Annotated in this window: 22 protein-coding genes, 1 tRNA gene and 4 pseudogenes; 5 read left to right on the forward strand and 22 right to left on the reverse strand. The window is 38.8% G+C overall.

What is annotated here, in order from left to right; all coding sequences use genetic code 11:
- Positions 1–25: 25 nt before the first annotated feature.
- The 13 genes and pseudogenes from NDM98_RS07875 to NDM98_RS07935 all read right to left on the reverse strand — a co-directional run bounded on the left by NDM98_RS07875 (position 26) and on the right by NDM98_RS07935 (position 12,556).
- Positions 26–1,178, reverse strand: a pseudogene (locus NDM98_RS07875) (amidohydrolase).
- Positions 1,093–1,704 carry a GNAT family N-acetyltransferase gene (locus NDM98_RS07880; RefSeq protein WP_251606058.1) on the reverse strand — a complete coding sequence of 204 codons (612 nt, stop codon included), beginning with the start codon at positions 1,702–1,704 and terminating at the stop codon, positions 1,093–1,095. The pseudogene NDM98_RS07875 and the gene NDM98_RS07880 overlap by 86 nt, the downstream one beginning before the upstream one ends.
- A 67-nt stretch (positions 1,705–1,771) precedes the next feature.
- Positions 1,772–2,041, reverse strand: a complete 270-nt coding sequence (locus NDM98_RS07885) for a glutaredoxin family protein (RefSeq protein WP_251606061.1) — start codon at positions 2,039–2,041, stop codon at positions 1,772–1,774.
- Between the two features lie 27 nt (positions 2,042–2,068).
- On the reverse strand, positions 2,069–2,221 hold the full coding sequence (locus tag NDM98_RS07890; protein ID WP_251606064.1) for a hypothetical protein: 153 nt from the start codon (positions 2,219–2,221) through the stop codon (positions 2,069–2,071).
- Positions 2,222–2,433: 212 nt separating this feature from the next.
- The gene (locus tag NDM98_RS07895) at positions 2,434–3,444 is read right to left on the reverse strand and encodes a sn-glycerol-1-phosphate dehydrogenase (RefSeq protein ID WP_251606068.1); all 1,011 of its coding nucleotides are present in this window, start codon (positions 3,442–3,444) and stop codon (positions 2,434–2,436) included.
- Entirely contained in the window at positions 3,389–3,589 is a 201-nt protein-coding gene (locus tag NDM98_RS07900) for a hypothetical protein (RefSeq protein ID WP_251606071.1), read from the reverse strand. Before NDM98_RS07900 ends, NDM98_RS07895 begins: the two co-directional genes overlap by 56 nt.
- Positions 3,586–4,380 carry an HAD-IIA family hydrolase gene (locus tag NDM98_RS07905; protein WP_251606074.1) on the reverse strand — a complete coding sequence of 265 codons (795 nt, stop codon included), beginning with the start codon at positions 4,378–4,380 and terminating at the stop codon, positions 3,586–3,588. Before NDM98_RS07905 ends, NDM98_RS07900 begins: the two co-directional genes overlap by 4 nt.
- A 12-nt stretch (positions 4,381–4,392) precedes the next feature.
- Positions 4,393–5,897: pseudogene (locus tag NDM98_RS07910) on the reverse strand (alpha-glucosidase/alpha-galactosidase).
- 74 nt (positions 5,898–5,971) lie between these two features.
- Positions 5,972–6,871, reverse strand: coding sequence for an AraC family transcriptional regulator (locus NDM98_RS07915; RefSeq protein WP_251606077.1), 900 nt, complete (start codon positions 6,869–6,871; stop codon positions 5,972–5,974).
- A gap of 34 nt (positions 6,872–6,905) precedes the next feature.
- The gene (locus NDM98_RS07920) at positions 6,906–7,811 is read right to left on the reverse strand and encodes an ArsR/SmtB family transcription factor (protein ID WP_251606081.1); all 906 of its coding nucleotides are present in this window, start codon (positions 7,809–7,811) and stop codon (positions 6,906–6,908) included.
- Between the two features lie 119 nt (positions 7,812–7,930).
- Positions 7,931–9,439 (reverse strand): arabinosylfuranosidase ArfA, encoded by a 1,509-nt coding sequence (arfA, locus tag NDM98_RS07925; RefSeq protein WP_251606084.1) that lies wholly within the window; start codon positions 9,437–9,439, stop codon positions 7,931–7,933.
- Positions 9,440–9,637: 198 nt separating this feature from the next.
- A pseudogene (locus tag NDM98_RS07930) lies at positions 9,638–11,720 on the reverse strand (beta-galactosidase).
- 299 nt (positions 11,721–12,019) lie between these two features.
- Positions 12,020–12,556, reverse strand: coding sequence for a DUF6241 domain-containing protein (locus tag NDM98_RS07935; RefSeq protein ID WP_251606087.1), 537 nt, complete (start codon positions 12,554–12,556; stop codon positions 12,020–12,022).
- A gap of 338 nt (positions 12,557–12,894) precedes the next feature.
- On the opposite strand from NDM98_RS07935, the gene NDM98_RS07940 reads away from it, so the two are divergent.
- Positions 12,895–12,967: transfer RNA gene (locus NDM98_RS07940), tRNA-Pro, on the forward strand.
- A gap of 174 nt (positions 12,968–13,141) precedes the next feature.
- The gene (locus tag NDM98_RS07945; protein ID WP_251606090.1) at positions 13,142–13,723 is read left to right on the forward strand and encodes a DNA polymerase V family protein; all 582 of its coding nucleotides are present in this window, start codon (positions 13,142–13,144) and stop codon (positions 13,721–13,723) included.
- A gap of 56 nt (positions 13,724–13,779) precedes the next feature.
- Here the strand turns inward: NDM98_RS07945 and NDM98_RS07950 are convergent, their stop codons facing one another.
- Positions 13,780–13,986 carry a hypothetical protein gene (locus NDM98_RS07950; protein WP_251606093.1) on the reverse strand — a complete coding sequence of 69 codons (207 nt, stop codon included), beginning with the start codon at positions 13,984–13,986 and terminating at the stop codon, positions 13,780–13,782.
- A 161-nt stretch (positions 13,987–14,147) separates the two neighbouring features.
- On the opposite strand from NDM98_RS07950, the gene NDM98_RS07955 reads away from it, so the two are divergent.
- Complete coding sequence (locus NDM98_RS07955; protein ID WP_251606096.1) at positions 14,148–14,357, forward strand: hypothetical protein; 210 nt, start codon at positions 14,148–14,150, stop codon at positions 14,355–14,357.
- A gap of 2 nt (positions 14,358–14,359) precedes the next feature.
- Here NDM98_RS07955 and NDM98_RS07960 read toward each other — a convergent pair whose 3' ends face one another.
- From NDM98_RS07960 to NDM98_RS07980, 5 genes are all read right to left on the reverse strand, one after another.
- Entirely contained in the window at positions 14,360–14,497 is a 138-nt protein-coding gene (locus tag NDM98_RS07960; RefSeq protein WP_251606099.1) for a hypothetical protein, read from the reverse strand.
- A 25-nt stretch (positions 14,498–14,522) separates the two neighbouring features.
- Positions 14,523–14,957 carry a DUF3139 domain-containing protein gene (locus NDM98_RS07965; RefSeq protein WP_251606102.1) on the reverse strand — a complete coding sequence of 145 codons (435 nt, stop codon included), beginning with the start codon at positions 14,955–14,957 and terminating at the stop codon, positions 14,523–14,525.
- Positions 14,958–15,095: 138 nt separating this feature from the next.
- On the reverse strand, positions 15,096–15,254 hold the full coding sequence (locus NDM98_RS07970; protein ID WP_251606105.1) for a hypothetical protein: 159 nt from the start codon (positions 15,252–15,254) through the stop codon (positions 15,096–15,098).
- Positions 15,255–15,315: 61 nt separating this feature from the next.
- A complete protein-coding gene (locus NDM98_RS07975) occupies positions 15,316–15,732 on the reverse strand; it encodes a YugN-like family protein (protein ID WP_251606108.1) in 417 nt (138 codons plus the stop codon).
- A gap of 153 nt (positions 15,733–15,885) precedes the next feature.
- Positions 15,886–16,044 (reverse strand): hypothetical protein, encoded by a 159-nt coding sequence (locus NDM98_RS07980; protein WP_251606110.1) that lies wholly within the window; start codon positions 16,042–16,044, stop codon positions 15,886–15,888.
- A 164-nt stretch (positions 16,045–16,208) separates the two neighbouring features.
- Between NDM98_RS07980 and NDM98_RS07985 the strand changes: the two genes are divergently transcribed.
- Entirely contained in the window at positions 16,209–16,364 is a 156-nt protein-coding gene (locus NDM98_RS07985; protein WP_251606112.1) for a glycine zipper domain-containing protein, read from the forward strand.
- A 40-nt stretch (positions 16,365–16,404) separates the two neighbouring features.
- On the opposite strand, the pseudogene NDM98_RS07990 reads toward NDM98_RS07985, so the two are convergent.
- Positions 16,405–17,750: pseudogene (locus NDM98_RS07990) on the reverse strand (glucose-6-phosphate isomerase).
- Positions 17,751–17,869: 119 nt separating this feature from the next.
- Positions 17,870–19,030, reverse strand: coding sequence for an iron-containing alcohol dehydrogenase (locus NDM98_RS07995; protein WP_251606114.1), 1,161 nt, complete (start codon positions 19,028–19,030; stop codon positions 17,870–17,872).
- 207 nt (positions 19,031–19,237) lie between these two features.
- Between NDM98_RS07995 and NDM98_RS08000 the strand changes: the two genes are divergently transcribed.
- Positions 19,238–19,465 carry a DUF378 domain-containing protein gene (locus tag NDM98_RS08000; RefSeq protein ID WP_143846529.1) on the forward strand — a complete coding sequence of 76 codons (228 nt, stop codon included), beginning with the start codon at positions 19,238–19,240 and terminating at the stop codon, positions 19,463–19,465.
- A 759-nt stretch (positions 19,466–20,224) separates the two neighbouring features.
- Here NDM98_RS08000 and yugI read toward each other — a convergent pair.
- Positions 20,225–20,656: a S1 domain-containing post-transcriptional regulator GSP13 gene (gene yugI / locus NDM98_RS08005; RefSeq protein WP_251606116.1), complete on the reverse strand. Its 432-nt coding sequence runs from the start codon at positions 20,654–20,656 to the stop codon at positions 20,225–20,227.
- Positions 20,657–20,712 lie beyond the last annotated feature (56 nt).

Raw genomic sequence — 20,712 nt, forward strand, 5'->3', positions numbered from 1 at the left:
GACTCACCTCAAGTATTCAAGCACCTTATTTTTGCTCTTGATTAAGTTCCTTCAATAATTCAGATCCACTAGTATACAAATATTCAGCGGCTTTTAGAATGGCCGATTCATTAAGAGTGAAGCTAGGATGGTGCCAATCCTCTGTTCCACTTGTTCCAAAAAAAGCAAAGGAACCCGGAACCAGTTGTTGATAAATAGAAAAGTCTTCTCCAAGCTGTTGATGGATCGGGTTCCACTATGTTAAATCCTATTGATTCAGCGGCTGTTTTCGTCACGTTTGTCACCTTAGAATCATTGGATACTGGTGGAGCTCCAGCAAACCATCCAACTTCAGCTTTGACTTGGTAGGCTTGTCCAATAGACTCCGTAATACTGTGGAAACGATCTCGTACAAACTGACGTACATCTGAGTCAAATGTGCGAACTGTACCTTCAAGCTCAACCGCACCAGGAATAACGTTCCAAGTACTACCACCAACAATTTTTGTGACGCTCACTACTGCCTGATCAAGCGGCGAGACATTTCGACTTATAATAGACTGAAGCGCAGTAATTATTTGAGCAGACGCTACAATAGGATCTGTTGCTTTTTGAGGAAGTCCGGCATGCCCTCCGATTCCTTGAATTTTCACCTTGAATCGGTCTACTGCAGCCATCAGAGGTCCTTCTTTTAGTCCAATTGTCCCAACAGGCAAATCAGGTTTGTTGTGTAACCCAATAACAGCATCTACCCCTTCAAGTTGTCCGTCCTTAACAACCTGGTTAGCTCCTGCACCAGTCTCTTCTGCTGCTTGGAATAATAAGCGAATGGTACCTGAGAACGTGTCTTGATGTTGTTTAAATAAATAGGCAGCACCAATTAATGCAGCAGTATGAAAATCATGCCCACACGCATGCATTTTGCCATCTACTTTAGATGCATATGGCAGTCCAGATTCTTCTTTGATTGGTAATGCATCAATATCAGCACGGATTGCAACGGTTTGACCGGGTTTGTTCCCAACTATATCTGCAAATACACCCGTTTGTAAGGAAGTTTGCCTAATTTCGATTCCTTCTTCTTGTAACCAGGACTTAATCGATTTTGTTGTCTCAAATTCCTCTCTCGATAACTCCGGATACTGATGCAACTGTCTCCGAATGGCTATCAATCGTTGTTCTAGCTCCTGCGCTGTCAATGTGGTCACGCTCCTTACGTAAATCAAAAAAGTAGCATCTTACTAGCGAATCTCCATTTCTAAATTCATTTGCTTCATCTCGCTCAAAGCCTAACCACTCATAGAGTGCTCGAGCAGCCTCCATAATGTCCCCTGTATGAAGATACAAATACTTAGCTCCAGATGCTGCTGCAATATCCATACTTTCTCTAAGTAATGCTTGTGCAACTCCAAGTCCACGTGCATTGGGGTGAACTGCAAGAAGGCGGACAACCGGGTGTTGAATATCTAATTCTGACCGTTGATACGCTTTTTCGCCAGATTCAAATAACTGAATAGATCCAACAATATCCGGACCATGTTTCGCAATCAATATTTGCTCTACATTTGGGTTATCTAAAGAATCTTTTATATTTTGTACATAGTTAGACCATGCTTCAGGACTTCTGAATACTTCTTCATATTGACTGTAACTATCTATTAAAAGCTTTCTTACAATGTCCTTATCTTGATTCTGTAATGTACTTACCACAATTGGTTGAGGCATTGTTCTAACCTCCTTTTCGAATCTATTTAGTATAAGGCATTGTTACGAAGCTTTCTAGGAATACAACTTATTTATTTGGTTCTGCTGTGAATAAAGCTTCTTCTAGATATTCTAATCCTACTTTTGTGATTCCTTTAAAATCATGACCAATACCAATTTCAACTACTGGTACATGACGGACGCCGTACTTAGCCTCTAAGATATCGCGACGATCATCATGATTGGTCACATCAATCGTTTTGTAGGCAATGTTTTTCTCTTCTAAGTAGTTCTTAACCTCTGCACAATAATGGCAGCCTTGCTTAGACCAAACAACAACTGATTGAACATTTGACATGCAAAACCCTCCTCAAATTGATTCTGATTAGATCCCTTGGAAAAAAGTAAACTGTGTGAGAAACCGCTCTTTAAACTCTGCATCCTGTTGTTGCATAAGAGTGGCTTTACTTTCATTATCAACAGATTCCCTAACAACAGAAGCTTTACGTAACAGCTTATTGAATATATATTTTTTCATACAAAAAACCACTCCTTTTAGCAAACTTATATCCACAAAACAAAGTATATTAATAGGTTTTATTGGTTATTGTTCCATCGTATCTCTGAGTGAGTAAAGCGTCAAGAGATAAATTGATAGAAATAACGTATCACTTTATCGCTTTATCTATTAATGTATAGACGCAAAAAAACAGGCTCTCATCCTTATCGGGATAGAACCTGTCTCGTGTTTTATAAATCGGGCAACCAGTGTAATGTCTCATGATAGTATCGCAGCAATGTCCATCTGTCACGAAGATGATACGCCTTTAATAAACTAAGTTGAATTAATTCTTCATCTATCGGAGCTTGCTCAGGATGCCAGCCAGCATCTCTAAGCTGCTGATTTACATCAGATAGCTCAGGCAATTGATCAATTAATTTAACTAGTTGTACACGTTCTTCTGTGGGATCTTCAAGTAAACTGGCTCTTACAATTTCCTTATAAAATTGAATGATTAATAGTGTGGATCGTCCAATCTTTGCTCCATGAAAAAGCTGTTTATGCCCTTCCTCTAAAAAATGCATCTCCCAATAATGAGAGAGGTGATGTTCAGCTCCTGAAGCTGGATGGGATGCCCCAAAGGTTGACATGGCAATACCTGATAGAACCAACGCATTCATTAAGGTTTCTATACCTTCTTTTTCACGATTTCCAATTTCCGGTGCTACTTCAACACATGATTGCAGTGCTTCATTTGTTAGGTCTGCAATCTCTTGTTGGAATGGCTCTTCGGCAATAATTGCTCCTACCTGCCAATCCGTTAAAGAGGTGTACTTGCCGATCATATCTCCGAACCCTGCTGCAATTAAATCGCCAGGCGCTTGACAAAGTATAGATAGATCGGCAAAAAGGGCCACTGGCGCAACCGTTTGAAACGTTGTTTTAACTCCTTTAACGATAATTGGCGCTCCCTTTGAGTTAAAGCCATCAACAGAGGGTGCTGTTGGAACAGAGATAAATGGCTTCTCAACCTTTGCACTAACAAAGCGAACAACATCGTGAATGGTTCCAGATCCAACAGCAAGTAAACAGTCTGTATCAGGGTGCACTTGCAAAAGAACATCAACAATCGTTTGCTCATCAGCAATCACATCGCCTTGATGATTTGGCTGTAAACAATGAGTAGTTGCTTTTAAGCCCTTCTCAACTAGCTTTTGGCCAACCTCTTGTCCAAGCTGCAAGAAACGTCTTATCGTCAACAACAAGTAACACATTCACTATTGGCTGTTCAGCCACATAGTCAACTAACAAATCGATGGCTCCATCAGCAATAACAATCGGATTAGTCGAATGCTCAAACGATGAATTCTGCATTACCTCTTCTATTCGTCTTTTCAGTTTCATAGTTCTCCCCTCAAATCAGCCAGACTTTGAAACACATAATCAGGCTTACTTCGCGTGGCAGCCTGATCTACCATAGTTGAAGTTGTATTACCTGTCAGAACCAAAACTGTTCTCATTCCTTGCATGTTCCCCATTGATATATCTGTACCAAGACTATCACCTATTACCATACATTGCTCTGCTTCTAAACCAATTTGATCAAGTGCTGCCTCCACCATAAAACATGAGGGCTTACCAATAACTAATTCAGTTTTCTGACCCGTTGCAGATTCAATGGCTCCAATAAATCCTGCTACATCTATTGCTGGACCATTTTCATCCGGATAGGTCTTATCACTATTTGTTGCGATGATTCGTGCACCGGCTGACGTTGCACGGAAGGCATCGTTTAGCTCTGAATAGTTAATTTCATCATGTAACGTTATCACAACAAAATCAGCATCTTCAGGCCGTTTTGCTAGCTTAACTTGATGTTCTTCCATCTCTTCAATTAACCCACTATTACCTAGAACCCATACTTGAGCATGAGGATAGTGTTTTTTGATAAAACGAGCGGTTACGGTTGAAGAGAAGATAATATCTTCTTTTTCAACATCTATTCCATGTTCTCGTAACTTTAGAAGGCCTGCATTTCTTGAATGGTTTCCTCTATTGCTAAGATAGACAATTCTTCTTCCGCTTTTTTGTATAGCAGAAATGGCTTCTTTCGTTCCTTCAATTAATTCTTTCCCTTGAAAAACAGTCCCATCTAAATCAATGAGCGCTCCTTCTATTCCACTAAATAACGCCAACGGGCATCCTCCTTATGATAAGGAAGCTGGACGGTGTTGTGCTTTGTCTGCTTCTTTGGCATTTCTGGACGCTTCAGCACGGTTTTCCTTCATCTCATGAACAGATTTAGTTTTTAACCTAGCAGCACCTTTGTAGTTCTTAGTAGGTAGACGCGTTTCTTCGGCTCTTCTTCGCTTAGCCTCTTGAATACTCGTTTTATACTGGGGCAGCCAATTTTCACCCGCAATGAGCATATCGTCAACCATCTGCCAAATCTCAGGAGGTGTACAAACAGCTCCTACTAATGGATCCATCATAAATGCTTGACGTAATAGTTGATCATCGCCTTCAATAGCTGCTCGAACAGCTAACCTCTGAACCGAGATACTCACCTGACAGACTGCTGCACATCCAAGTGGCAAATCACCTACTTGAGGCATATTGATCCCGTTCCGATCTACATACCCTGGCGCTTCAATGATTGCATCATCAGGCAAATTTGAGATGATCCCATTATTAACGGTATTGAAGTGTCCCCTGTACCCTCTACCAGTCTCAAGCGCTTCAACGATATAAGAACCATGCTCTTCCCCGCGCTTTTCTTCTAAGTATTCAAAGGCCGGCTCTTTTAACCAATTTGGAAAGTCTTCCAAGAACCAATTACGCCCCTCTGTGCATACACGTAGATAACCACCAGTTTCTCCATTAATCCAGCTTCCAAGATCAATCCAATCTTTTACTTCTTCAGGTCTTTTTCGATACCATGGAACATATTCACTTAAATGTCCGTTCGATTCAGTGCTGTAGTAACCAAAACGCCTGAGCATATCAATTCGTACCTTTTCGGTTTGACTATATTCTTCGTGGGATTCAAAAGCATCAAGAAGTTTACCTGTCAAATCCTGACCTTCATGCTTAATCTGAATATACCAGGTTTGGTGGTTGATACCTGCACATATAATATCCACGTCTTGCTTCTCTAAACCAAACACATTAGCAATTTGCCTATGCCCACCTTGTACTCCATGACATAAACCAATTGTGCGAACTCCACCATATTGATTACATGCCCACGTTATCATAGCCATTGGATTTGCATAGTTTAATAGCAAACAATTAGGTTCTGCTCCCTCTCGTATATCCTTACATATAGCAAGCATTTCTTGTATTCCACGCTGTCCATACATAATTCCCCCTGCGCTCAGTGTATCACCTACACATTGATCAACACCATACTGGAGAGGAATTGAGATATCGGTCTCAAACGCTTCTAAGCCACCTATACGAACAACGGAAAAAATATACCTTGCATCCTTTAAGGCTTCGCGACGATTTATTGTGGACTGAATGGAGATTGACAAATTATTTTCCTTTATATCACGCTGACAGAGCTCTGTGACCATTTCAAGATTTTGTTGGTTTATATCTGTAAATGCAAGCTCAATATCTGCGAATTCTGGAACGGATAAAACATCTCTGACTAAGCCTCTCGTAAATCCAATACTCCAGCACCAATAAAAGCAATCTTAAATGACATACAAAAACACCACGCTCTCTTTTTTCTGTATCATATCACTCCCTTTTTAGATAACGCTTTCATTTTTGTGACCTCTACTGAACAGAGTGTTTAAAATACTCACCTGTTATTTCACTTCGTTCTTTGTATCGAGACTCTTTTCTAAATTGTTTAGGCGTCGTACCTGTTTGTTGACGGAATATCGTACTAAAATATTGTTGGGAGTTCATCCCAATATAATGTGGAATATCTGTAATCGTAATATTCGTTCGTTTTAATAATTCCTTTGCTTTACTCATTCGATGATTTATAAGGTATCCGTTCACCGATGTTCCCATTGCCTTTTTAAAAATTCTGTGAAGATAGCCTGGGTGAAGATGAACAGCATCTGCTACATCCTTCACACGAATATCACGGTCATAGTTTTGATGCATATATTCAATCGACTTTTGAATATAAACATGCGCATCCGATGTATCCTGTTGTTGAGCCGCAAGTTCAGCTATTCGGATAAAAATTTGTCCAAGCAATAATTGTTCTGTAAAAACAGAGCTCTTTTCTTTTCGATCAAGCTCTAAAATAAGCGAGTCTAAACAATGAGACACATCCGATGAATCATGAAATAACAAGTAGGATTGAGGTGTTTCTGTTAAAAGCTTTAACGCTTGATTCTCAGAAACGATATCTCTAAATGATGGGAATACTGTTTGCAGCTTTTGAAATTTGAATTCTATATTACTCATTCTGCAACTTTTATCTGGCTCCACATGTAATTTGTGTGGAACATGGCCATCAATAAAGATAAACTGTCCCTTTTTAAGCTTATGAGTCTTGCCATCTACCTCAATCAAGCATGTGCCAGACAAAACATACATAATCTCAATGGCTTCATGAGAATGCACTTGCATCTTAAAGTCCTGCCATTCCTTATAATAATAAAATCGAACCACAGGATAGAAATCTTGTTCAAGTAGGTGATCATGATAGAAACTCATTCAAACTCTCCTCTCTAACGTATCATTCGGTTCATTAATGATAATACAGTCGAAAATCAATGTCCTGGTCATAGTTCCCAAAAGAAGAGCCAAAAAGAGTCACTCCACCAACGTAAGTTGCGGAATTTCCGACAGCAATTGAAAAGGTCCATTGAGGATTGTTTATTTGTACTTCATTAATTTTGACATCAGACAATTTTATTCCATCAATAAAGGTTCCTTGATGATTAATTCTAATGACTTTTAAAAGTCCGTATTGATTGACAGATCTCGGCCACCAATTAGGAGTATATTTACCAACACGATCACCAAAATCGCCAGGACTTCTCCATATTCCAAGTTCATGCCGGTTAAAAGAAAAGCTAATATCAGACGGCCAGTTTTCATTTGTAAAAGGAGCTTCAGAAGAGATCTCAAGCGAAATTTCTAGTTCATCAGCCGCTTGGGATGCATGTAGGAAATTTGCCAACTTATATTCAACAAACCCTTTATAGAACCAGAGTATTTTTGCATTTACCCGTTCTGTATCTAAAAAGGACCTAGGATCATCAAATTCACCAATAATTTTATGCTCGGTTGCTAATCCACAAGTAGGCTCTACTTGAAAATCTGTATAATGCCCTACAGACAATGTGTTTTGTACATATAAACGCTGTCGTTGTTGTTCAATTGGAAAGCGAATCATAGCTTCTTCTACATGTAACCTGCACAGCTTCTGCCTCCCAGCTTTGCCGGGAATCATTTCTGTTTTAATTAACTCCGCAATCTCAAGCTTCTTCACATGTTTTGTCATAATTGCACTGCTAATTTTATGAGCATCTGCTAATTCTTTCACATTCATAGGTCTTTCACCTAAGTGTCTTAGAATACTTAACCTTACTTCACTTGCTAACGCTTCATATACAGGTAATGACTCCTTAGACCAGTCTAGCGCTTTCATATTCGTTCACCTGCATCCTTCATCACTAACCGTATTGATCTTAATTTCATTTTAGTATAGCGGTAACATAGAGCAGACGCAATGGAAAAGAGACAGGTTTTCACCTATCTCTGCCTACGTTATTTACCTAAACGAATCACATTCCACGAGGTTTTAGATAATTGAGTGCTGATGGTTCCCGCATCTAATGAAGCATTACCATTTGAGTGAGGTTTCACTGCTGTTTGATTAACTGTGTTTACAGCTTTCAAATTGTCGTTCTCAAGAACAATATGCTCCTTTAAGCGATAGTCAGAAAAGCTTCGAATATCAATGTTTAGATCTAGCGATTCTTCTAAATCTCGATTAAGAAGGAAAATGGTTAGCTCTTCCTTCTCCTCATTCCAAACCACAGCAGAATCAAGATACGGTACATCGGTGAAGTCCTTTGAATCGTATTTTGGAGAGGAGACGACTGGTTGTAAAGAAGTTCCTCGGCCAAACACAGACACATGCATGTATGGATAAAAGATCGTTTGCTTCCACGCACTTCCGCCTGTTTCCGTCATAATTGGAGCAATGACATTTACAAGCTGAGCCATACACGCCATCTTTACACGATCTGCGTGTCTGAGTAGTGTCATTAAAATGGAACCTACAAGAAGGGCATCTTCAAACGTATAAACATCTTCAAGCTGTGGAGGCGCAATTCCCCATGGTTCAATTTCTTGATCTTGTTGATTAGAATGGAACCAGACATTCCACTCATCAAAACTTAAGTGCATTGTTTTTTTGCTGCGTTTTTTGGCTTTTATATAATCGCAAGTAGCTATGACTGTTTTGATAAAATCATCCATCTCTAAGGTTTTAGCCAAATAATTAGCCGTGTCACCCGAACGGTTGCCATAGTATTGATGTAGAGATAAATAGTCTACCTCTTCATACGTGTGATCAAGAGTTGTTGCCTCCCACTCTGGAAAGGTTGGCATGTTAGCATTAGAGCTACCGCATGCCACTAACTCGATGGTAGGATCGACTAGTTTCATCGCTTTTGCTGTTTCTAGGGCAAGTCTTCCATATTCATCAGCCGTTTTATGACCAACCTGCCATGGCCCGTCCATTTCGTTCCCCAAGCACCATGTTTTAAAGGCATGCGGCTGTTTGTAGCCATGACTTCTGCGCAAATCACTCCAGTAGCTACCACTTGGATGATTACAATATTCAACAAGGTTTCTAGCAGCATCAATACCCCTTGTACCTAAATTCACTGCCATCATTACTTCTGTTTGCGCGAGCTTTGCCCAATCTGCAAATTCGTTTGTCCCAATATAGTTAGGCTCAATCACACGCCAGGCAAGCTCTAGTTTTTTTGGACGTTGTGAAACAGGTCCAACTCCATCCTCCCAGTTATACGCAGATACCATATTCCCACCTGGATAACGTACGATTGGCACTTGAAGCTCCTTAACAAGCTCTATAACATCTGTTCTAAAACCTTGTTCTGTCGATTCCGGATGGTCTAACTCATAGATTCCTCCATAAACAGCTCTGCCTAAATGTTCAATAAATGAGCCATATAATCGCTTATCAATCTCACCAATTTTAAATTCTCGATCGATTGTTATCTTTGCTTTTTTCTGATCAGTCACATGAATGACCTCCTAATATGGTTTGGATAACGCTTTCATAAAAAGACATAAGATTAACAAAAACATTAATGATAAATAAATATGTTATTTTATTTGATTATAATAAGGACACTTTTGAACGTCAATCATTATTTATAAAAAAGCTTGCCATCATAAGAACGAAGGCAAGCTTTTTTTTAATGTATTTCTTATCATCATTTACACAGTTTGAATCTTATCTTTAACCAGTTTCAATGTACGTACATCATATTTAGAAAGTGTTATTTGGTTTGCAACAAGCTCTTCATCACTGATCTCAGATATTTCATAAGAATCTGGAACCGTAACGGTTTGAGTCTCTTCTGTGAAATTCATTAGAAATAAATAATGAGTATCTCCATCCGTACGTGTGTGCAGACTAACTCCCTCAGGCAAGCTCATACCAAGTGGGTTATGAAGGTCGTGTTCCGCTGCTATTTCCTGATAAAACAAATCCAAAAAGGCTGTTTCCAAACGAGTAGACATGTAATAAGCCTTTCCTTGCTTGTAATGATTAAGCGTTAATGCAGGGGTACCACTATAAAAGTCTTGCTCATAACTAGCAAGCACAGTAGCAGAAGTAGGCTCAATGATTTCACAAAAATCACTGGCTGCATAAGATTCATTCTCCAGCTAACAGACTGCTTATCCGTTCGATAGAGACTATCAATCTCGTTCACTCTTATTCCTAATACTGGATAGAGTGGGTTCGGGTCACTTTCAATGTAACAAAGATCATTTACATCAACCATACCTGACATATACGTACTGATATAAGTCCCTCCAGCATCAACAAAATCTTGAATGGCCTGCGCTGTTTCATTCTTAAGCATATAAAGCATAGGTGCAATCACAATTTTATATTTACTCAAATCATAATGAGCTGGAATAACGTCTACCGGGATCCCTTGCTTCCAAAATGCCTGATAATGTTCTTGGCAGGTTTTCACATAATCGAGGTGCTGCTTTGCAAACCCTTGCGCGTCTTGCAGAGCCCAACGATTCTCCCAGTCATAAATCACCGCTACCTTTGCATCGACTGATGTTCAGCAACTTCAGAAAGTGAATCTAACCTACTCCCCAATTCTGCAGCCTCTTTGAAGACTCTCGTGTTCTCATTGCCATAGTGATCAACAGCAGCACCATGTAATTTTTCAGACGATCCTCTTGATTTTCTCCATTGAAAATACATGACGGAATCTGATCCATGAGCAATTGCCTGAAGAGAAGACAAAAGATTCATTTTGGGGCGTTGAAGCTTGTTCACAGGTTGCCAATTGACAAGGCTTGGCGTGCTTTCTAACAGTAGAAACGGCTTCCCACCTTTTAAGGATCGATAAAGATCATGGACAAATGCCGTGTTTGCTGCAAGCTGCCAAGTCTTTTCCCAGTTATTATGCCATGATGGATAGGCGTCCCATGAGATCACATCAATGTCATCGACAAATCGGCTATAATCTAACCCTCCAAACGGTCCCATATGTGGATTTTCACCCATAAAGTTTGTGGTTACAGCAATATTGGGTGTGATTGCTTTTAACGGTTTTATTTCATTCCGGTAAAAATCCACCGTTTGATCAGTTACAAATCGTTTCCAATCTAAGGTCAGACCATGAAGCTGGTTTTCTCCAATAGAGGAAGGTGATTCAATTTGCTCCCAAGACGTATACGTATGGCTCCAAAAAGTCGCCCACCAAGCATGGTTTAATTGATCTAAACTATTATTATACTTGTTCTTAAGCCAAGTTCTGAAAGCTGCTTGACAGAGATCACAATGACAATCCCCACTAAACTCATTTGACACATGCCACATAATCAATGCAGGGTGATCTTTATAACGCTCCGCGAGTATTTTATTCATCTCACTTGTCTTTTCACGGTATACCGGAGAGGTGAAGCAATGATTATGTCTTTGACCATGTAGTTGTTTCTCTCTTTTTTCATTTACACGTAGCACTTCCGGGTACTTTTGTGATAGCCAGGCAGGTCGTGCTCCACTTGGTGTAGCTAGAAGGATATGACCACCATTTGCCGCCATGTTATCCATAATTTCATCTAGCCATTCGAATGTATAGGTACCTTCTTCTGGTTCAATAGCAGACCAACCAAAGATGTTTACTGATACAGCATTTGCGTGTGCTACCTTCATCAATTCAAAATCTTTTTCAATCACTTCAGGATAAGCTAACCATTGATCTGGGTTATAATCCCCTCCATACAACATACCCTTTACACTTGGATGAACATTCGAATAACGTTTCACTTAAACCTCTCCTCATATCATAAAATGTGTACACGATCTTGGATTAGAAATTCCCTGTATTGAGATGGATCTCTCCCCAATGGAATAGCCTGCTCCCATTACAAATGTAGAATTATATGTAGCGTATAGTTAACAACGGTTGATACCGCTTTCATACAGTTATAGTATGGTTGTACCCATTGTGAAGTCAAGGATTTATTTCATTTAGTGACTTCACAATCTTACTTGGCGTTATTGCTATACCTGTTTGTGAAAGTTACTCTTCTTTGGAAAACAAATAACGCTCGTGAAAACAAGCGTTATTCAAAGTGTTTTTTGTTATACTCTTCTATCTCGTCCTGCGTATATAACCTTGTTGCCTTACCGACTGTTCCATCTAACATTCCCCAAATGTCATTATGATCACTTACAGCACTTGAGAAGTCCCCTTCATTCCAACGTTTTAGTATAGAAACATATGTATTACCATGCTCATATTGCTCCTGTTGTTGTTCAGAGACCTCAAGCAAACGCTCAACACGTTCTGCTGTAATCTCTACCTTGCCCCACTTTTGCTCAGCATGAACCAACCCATGTGTCATAAAATGAATCACATCCTGCATTTCTTTCTCTGCCATATCATCAGGAAACAAATCTTCTAAATCTTCATTGTTCGTCTCCTTTATAATAATTTCTGGCACGTCCTCTTCTTCAGGTGACTCCTCGATAGATTCCTCTGTTCCACTCGCTTTGGTACCAACTGGGGTATTCGCAAATTCTAATAACCCATACGTTAACGCTCCTATAAGAGCTACACAAATTAAAATAATCCCGCCTATTTTTGCTACTTTCATCATGTGAGTAATTCCTTTCTGCAATAACAAATACTTATGAGATTAAACTTTATAATAAGACAATATTGGTTCATTTCTCAATAACATACAGATCTTACTTTGTCAGTATACATAAAACAATAAAATGAATCTATCATTTTTTCAAAAAAATAGTATGATATAGAGTTATCGAATTACTACGATATACGCAAAATAAATGGTGACGTCCACTACCTTAAAGACTTATTTGGCTTCTATTTTTGATAGCGAAAAAGCTCTTGATAAATCATTGCCGTTGTTGTAAACTTGTTTTTGACGGATATAGCGTAAATAGTAATACAGTAGGAATAAAATCAGATAACGGGGCCATAGCTCAGCTGGAGAGCGCCACGCTTGGCAGCGTGGAGGTCAGGGGTTCGAGCCCCCTTGGCTCCATCAAAGAGATAACATGAGACACCTTTTACATTGTGAAGGGTGTTTTTTCTTTGTCGAAAGATACTCAGAATAGCTACAAGTTCAACAGTCGTAAAAATAGTTACTTCAACTTGTTCTCCAACGTATATCATAGTAACATTGAACTATGTTACTTAATGTTTGGAGGAATGAAAAATGAAAAAGCTATTTTTAACGATTGGACTAACAACGTTGATTGCATTATCTGCTTGTAGTGGAAATGCCCAAACCACAACAAATGAAGATCCTGCAGGTGCACAAGAGCAAGTAAACGATGTTTCTGAAAATGAGCAAGTAGAGGATAATGATACTTCTGAGGTTGAAGAAACGGATGATGATGTATCAGATGAGACTGAAGAAACGGATGATGATGTATCAGATGAGACTGAAGATGTATCAGATGATGCCGATGAATCAACGCAGGATGAAAATGAAGAGTCAACTAAAGAGGATCAAGACAAGTACGATTCTTACCTAGACGAAATGGATTCTGTTTATTATACGTTAGATGAACTTGAGGCAGTATTTTATATAGGGATGGACTATACAACATACCTTGATGAGATTACAGGTGAATTTGAAATCCTTGAGACGTTTGTTGATGAGAACTTAGATGATTCATTAGATGTATTTATGGCTAATGATGGGTTTTTAGGAGTTTTGTATACTCCAGATGAAGGCATTAAGAATATCATTCGATTTAAAGATATGCATGAAGCTGCTGCTTATTTAAATTAACAAATAAAAGTCTAACCTACCATTTATGATGAGGGTTAGACTTTTTTATTTGTCTATTAAGTAATATTGATATCATAATCCCCAACTGTTTCATTTTTCTTTATTAACTGTCCATCATTCACCATACTATCAATGATTTCATAAGCCTCAAATGATTCTATGTTTCTTGATTCGATGATCTTTTCGGCTACTTCAACTTTTGTTGTCGTTCCGTTATGAATAATCTCTAATATCTCTTCTTCAATCTTCGCTTTTTCAGCCATCTGCAAAACCTCCATTTTCATCTCCTTATACCCTTATTCAGAATAGTAAAAACATAAAAAGCTGTAAAAAAAAATAGATCTTTTGATCCGGTATGTTTGTATGTTTTTAGTTTCTTTGTATTGGGTATAGATGTCTATCATATTATTTCAGGAGGTACATAATGAGTGTAACTAGTAGCAAATTATTAGATGGATTTATCGCAGGACTACTAACGGCCTTTCTCCTTACTATGAAGGATTTAATGATGTATCAATCAGTAAACTGGACTCTTACCTTAATCATCGCATCAGCTGTTCTTCTTCTTTTTTCAATCGTTCTTCCTTTTTTAAGAAGAAGACCTCAAACTCATCGTAGGAGAGTTGTTGGGTAGGATCACTCTTTTTTACCAAGCTTCTCTCGCAAAAGATCAATTAATTCTTGATTTTGTTCATTTGCCTTGCTAAGTTTGCGTTCGATTGCAAACAATGTAGACATTAGCAAGGCAAATGCAATAATGATCATAATAAACAAACTCTCACCTCTCACCTCTTACCTATCAACGATTTTCCTGCCACAACACACAGCCTGCTTCACTATGTTTCGTTTCTTCTGTTATGTCGTAGCTAACCTCATTAGAATGTATCTTTACATCCTTCTCACAAAACTGTTTAACGTGCTTCCCTTCTTTTGACAAACCATAATAATAGAAGACATCTGGTTCATCTTTAAAAGTAACCTTATATTGTCCTTGATAATAGTCATGATTGATAAGATATTTAGGCTCCGTATAGGTCGATTCAATAAGATCTCGATCTTTGTATCCTTGTTCAGACAAATGGTCTGGAACATGTTGATTCATTAACCATTGGGTATAAGGATTTCCGTTGTTTACTGCGTAAATGATGCCAATTGGGATGAATATGATAATTACTACAGCCACAATAATGAATAGGAAAAGAATAGTTCTTACGCTTTTCTCAATTCGAAACATCACACGACCACCTTTTTTACATATCATACCACTTACATGTAGAAAGTTGTATTAAAAAAACAGCAAACGACCCTAAGTTTAGTTTAGGATCGTTCGCCTTTATGGGTATCCGTATACATCTATTTCAGCTTTATTAATCTAAATAAATCTATCTAAAATAAACCAAAAAACAGCACCCACGATTCCTGCTACTAACGACGTAACAACGGTTTCTAGCTGTAATTTTTTGTGTTTAACCACATCTAAAATAATCCATCCTAAAAAGATGGCCACGCCAAATATAATTGCTGTGCTCATCGATTTCCCCACTCTACACTGTTTTTGTCAGTGTAACAGGTAGGGACTCTAAAGACAATTCTTATGGAAGAAGCAGCGACTCCACTTCTTTAATAAGATTTTGAGCGACGGGTACATATTTCTCATCAACTTCCCCGTCTTTTTTTACGGGCTCGGAAAATTGGTTAACAATACTGCTTACTTGTAAAGGGACAGAACCACTTGAGGTATAGTCATCAAGGTCATCTTGATATTGATGAGCGAGGATAAATGGTGTATCTAGTGTGACAGTTGTTCCTTTTTGTCCTAACTCTCCATATTTCGTATGGAACGGGATTCGAAGAACAGTATAACCGTTTTCTTGATCGATTGTGTAATCCAGGTATCCATGATCATATTCCCAATTACTTCCGATCGTATATCCAATTGGTTTTAACTGATCTTCAAGTAATGCTAGCTTAAAGGTTTCCCCTATAATTGATGATTGTAGTGGAATCATAATTCATTTCTCCTTTTAAAAATAGTAGTCGTTTTAGTATCTCTAAAAAGGAGTTGTTTATGTGATTGGTGAATTATGTAGAGCAAGAGGAGTTGCGGAAGGGATTGTTATGTAATAGAGAGCAGTACTCTCTAATTGAGCTAATTCTGAAGGTCATTCAACCGGCAATTGATCATGAGTTAGAATATCTTCATAGAATATAATGTCTGCTTGTATACAGGCTTTTAAATTATCACTCGTTGCTTCCTGATATTCTGACTTTAGCTTCATTAACTCACGTGTGAACATATAAACATCATGTTGTTTAATCATTATGTCCCTCTCCTAAATCGTTATTCCCATTAATATAGGTATTCCCCAATTTCTTTTTTTTACACGTATATTTCCGAATTCTATACTGAGTGCCTCAATAGATTGTGACGATTAATTGGTGTACACTATTCTTATGGAATATTTTTTACGGAAGGAAACTCACCATGATGAAAAATGCTGAAGGTTTAGGAATGGTTGCTGGATTGGTCATTGGAATGACTATTGGCATCACCACTGAAAATATTGCTTTAGGAATAGGCGTAGGCATAGCGATTGGAGTTATTGCCTCTGTACTATTTTCAAGAAAAAAAGAACAGTAATAAAAAACGCAGCCGATTTAAGCTGCGTTTTCTTAATTTCTTATAGTCTTTTTTCAAGCTCTTCTTTTTCTTTTTCATAACCTTTTTTACCAAGTAATGCAAACATATTGCGTTTGTAATCTTCTACTCCAGGCTGGTTAAATGGATTTACACCTAATAGGTACCCACTAATGCCACACGCTTTTTCAAAGAAATATACTAGGTATCCAAAGTGATATTCATTAAGTTCTGGAATGTTTACCACAAGATTTGGAACGCCACCATCCGTATGAGCTAGCATAGTGCCTTGGAAAGCTTTTTTATTTACAAAGTCCATTGTTTGTCCTGAGATGTAGTTTAAGCCATCAAGATCGGAATCCGCTTTCTCGATTACAATCTCTTCACGAACACTTTGAACGTTTAATACAGTTTCAAATAGGTTTCTACGTCCATCCTGCACATATTGTCCCATTGAATGTAGATCTGTTGAGAAGTCAACGGATGCTGGAATAGACCTTTGTGATCCTTTCCTTCGCTTTCACCAAAGAGCTGTTTCCACCACTCTGATACAAAGTGTAAGGAAGGCTCATAGTTCACAAATAGCTCTGTTGTTTTACCTTTGTTATAAAGAAGATTGCGAATCGCAGCATATTGATAGGCTTCATTCTCTTCTAGTTTTGGATTGCTATAAGCTTTTCTCGCAGCTGCTGCGCCTTCAAGCATTGACTGAATGTTTAAGCCGCTTACTGCAATTGGAAGCAAACCTACAGCCGTCAGTACGGAGAAACGTCCACCAACATCATCTGGAATGACAAACGATTCATAGCCTTCTTCTGTAGCTAATGTCTTTAGAGCACCTCTTTTGCTATCAGTTGTTGCATAGATACGTTTTCTCGCCTCTGACTTACCGTACTTCTGTTCAAGAAACTCACGGAATATGCGGAAGGCAATAGCTGGCTCTGTTGTTGTTCCTGATTTAGAAATCACATTTACAGATACATCCTTGTCACCAAGAAGATCAAACAGGTCTTTTACATAAGTAGAGCTAATATTTTGTCCGACAAAAAAGATTTGTGGTGATTTACGATCTTCTGATGCCAGCGTGTTATAAAAGCTATGTGTCAACGCTTCAATTGCTGCGCGAGCACCTAAGTAAGATCCGCCAATCCCGACAACTAACAAGACATCAGAGTCTTTACGGATTTTTGTTGCTGCTTTTTCAATTCGTGCAAACTCTTCTTTATCATAATTAACAGGAAGGTCAATCCAACCTAAGTAGTCGTTCCCTGCTCCTGTGCCATTATGTAAAGAATGATGCGCTGCCTCTACTGCTGGTGCTAAGTTTTGAACTTCTTGTTCATTAAAGAAAGATAGTGCTTGCGAATATTGAAATGTAACGTTCTCCATCTTTGAAGAACCTCCCTTAATCTCTAGTATGTATATATATTAACTTTACCGAACAGGCTTACAAAAAACAAGAGTAACAAATGGTAAAATGGCGGGATTAAACCCGCCATCAACTGAAATTATAAAGCAGCAGTAAGTATTTTTGCTGTAGCTTCTTTATCTAACACTGCATATCGACCAAACTCACCATTTGCAGCCGCAATACCTGCCATGCGATCCACTTGGCTCTCATCAATATCGTAATCGGCTAGTCGGTTTGGTGCACCAAGGCTTGTCCAGAATTCGCTTAGCTTTTGAATTCCTTCCTCTGCAATTTCTTTATCCGTTTTTCCTTCTGGATCCACATCAAAAACTCTAACTGCAAGCTGCACGTGAGGTTTTGGGTTGTCATCAATACTATTTCTTAACCAATGAGGGAAGATAATAGCGAGTCCTCCTGCATGAGGGATATCGGATACAGCGGACACAGCATGCTCGATGTTGTGTGATCCCCAATCTCCTCTTGCACCCATTTGTGTGACACCATTTAGAGCCATTGTTCCACAATATAAAATGGTTCCACGGTGTTCCAGGTTGTCAGGGTCTTCGAGAAGCTTAGGTGCTGTTTCAATAACTGTTTTTAGGATAGATTCACAGATACGATCCTGAAGTGGTGTGTTCTCTACACGATTAAAATATGCCTCAAGCACGTGGCTCATCATATCAACCATTCCATAAACGGTTTGGTCGCGCGGAACCGATACTGTGTTTTTAGGATCAAGAATAGAGAATGTAGGGAATGAATATGGACTTCCCCAACCAATTTTCTCGTTTGTATCCCAGTTTGTGATAACAGACCCTGCGTTCATTTCAGATCCAGTTGCCGCAAGAGTAAGGATCGTTCCAAATGGAAGGGCACCAGTTGCTGTTTCTTTTTTCGTAATGATATCCCAAATATCCCCTTCATAACGAGCTCCTACAGCAATCGCTTTTGTTGCGTCGATAACACTACCCCCACCTACTGCAAGGATAAATTCAATATCATTCTCCTTACATAGCTCAATACCTCGACGAACGGTTTTTAGACGTGGGTTCGGTTCAATACCTGCTAACTCCGTCACATTGGCTCCAGCCTGCTGTAGCTGATCTATTGTTTTATCATACAAGCCATTTTTCTTGATACTACCTCCGCCATAAACAAGCAAAATTTTAGCATCTTTTGGTAACTGGGCTGCAAGTTCATTTGTTTGATCAATTCCATATATAAGTCTTGTTGGGTTATAAAACGTAAATGTTTCCATGAATGTACCTCCTCTTTCCTTCTATAGATATCCTAATCAGTTCTCTACTGTATGTAAAGAATTATGCTTGAGGCTATAGTGTGACCAATCAAATTAAGAAGTAATCATCCACCATGCATAATTTTGCCCTTAGTTTCTCATTCTAATGAAGAAGCACACCCTCACATCGACGGTTGTGCAAATCCTACAACAACGGAGGTGATTGATGTGAGTGGCATTCAACGGACTGCTCTTGTACTAGCCATTATTGGAGCAATCAACTGGGGACTTATTGGTTTTTTCCGATTTGACTTAGTCGCAGCTTTATTTGGCGGTCAAGCAGCGGCATTCTCAAGAGTAATATATGCTTTAGTTGGATTAGCAGGGCTTTATTGTATTTCAATTCTGTTCAAGCCCGATGAAGAAATTGAACGGATTCCTGAAACCGAACGTTAATGGATAAATGGCATAGAGGTGTACATTGGTACGCCTCTATTTTTGTTTTAAAAAAAGCGCTATAGTAGAAGTATAAGGTGAACATATAAAAGACATTTGAGAATTGAGATTCTGCAGTTTCTCCGCTACCGGGATGGGGGGCACGCTTTCCGTGGGAGGGCGTTAAACTAAACCGGCTACGCCGTTTCATTTTAACCTTGCCCTTTAGTCCCGTTGGAGTCGGCCTCCCCCATCCCGTCCGCTTGTGAGAGCTTCTTGCATGCTTACTAGCTAAATTTACTTGGTTGATTTATTTAGTGTTTATTAGTAACAAACCGAGATAGTGCGCGAATGGATCTAAAATAAAAAGCAATCTACGCACAAGAAAGAGAAAATTCCCTACGTGACCTGCAAGAATACGATGCTAAAATGTATGTATTCATTTATTAGAAATAACTCGAAGTACGATTACTCGTACGTTTAAACAGAAAATACTCTTTTGCCTATCTTATTAAAAGTTCTTGGAAATAAGTAAACGAATGAATAGCAAGACTAACAATTTGAATCAATGCACCAAGCTACAGTAGACCTTAGCTAACTTGTAGTTAACTCAAGCACTTAATAATCAGCCCAAACAACCGTAGGAATTAGTCTGACCTATCTCCCCCCCAGGTGCGAAGTGTGTGTTCGAAGTAATATTGAAACATTTTAATACTCGCCTCTATTCCAAAAAAAAAGAGCCTCTACATAAGTAGAAACTCTTTTGGTAAACGAGCAATATTATTTCTTAGCACGTTTGTTAAGGTCTGCTTGGATCTCGTTAGACTGCTTCAACCACTCTTTAAGCTTGTCTTCAAGTGTGTTAAAGCCTTGCTTTTGTTGTTGCTGTTGTGGTTTACGTGAACCGCCACCACCGTAGCTTCCACCACCGCCGCCGCTTGGACGAGGTTTGCTCGCAGGACGAGCTGGTGCTTCTTGAGTAGCACGAATTGATAGAGAAATTTTTCCAGAGTTCTCATCAACAGAGATAACTTTTACTTTCACTTCATCTCCAACTGTAAGAACATCATTGATATCCTTAACAAATCCGTGAGCCACCTCCGAAATGTGTACTAATCCTTGTTTTTGCTCGTCAATTGCAACGAAAGCACCAAAAGGTTTAATACCTGTGATTTTTCCTTCGATGATACTTCCTACTTCATAATTAGCCATGCACATACATCTCCCAACTATTTTTTAACCTTTTGATTTTAACATAGGTTTGTGAT

The organism is Alkalicoccobacillus plakortidis (assembly GCF_023703085.1).
Classification (GTDB): domain Bacteria; phylum Bacillota; class Bacilli; order Bacillales; family Bacillaceae_D; genus Alkalicoccobacillus; species Alkalicoccobacillus plakortidis.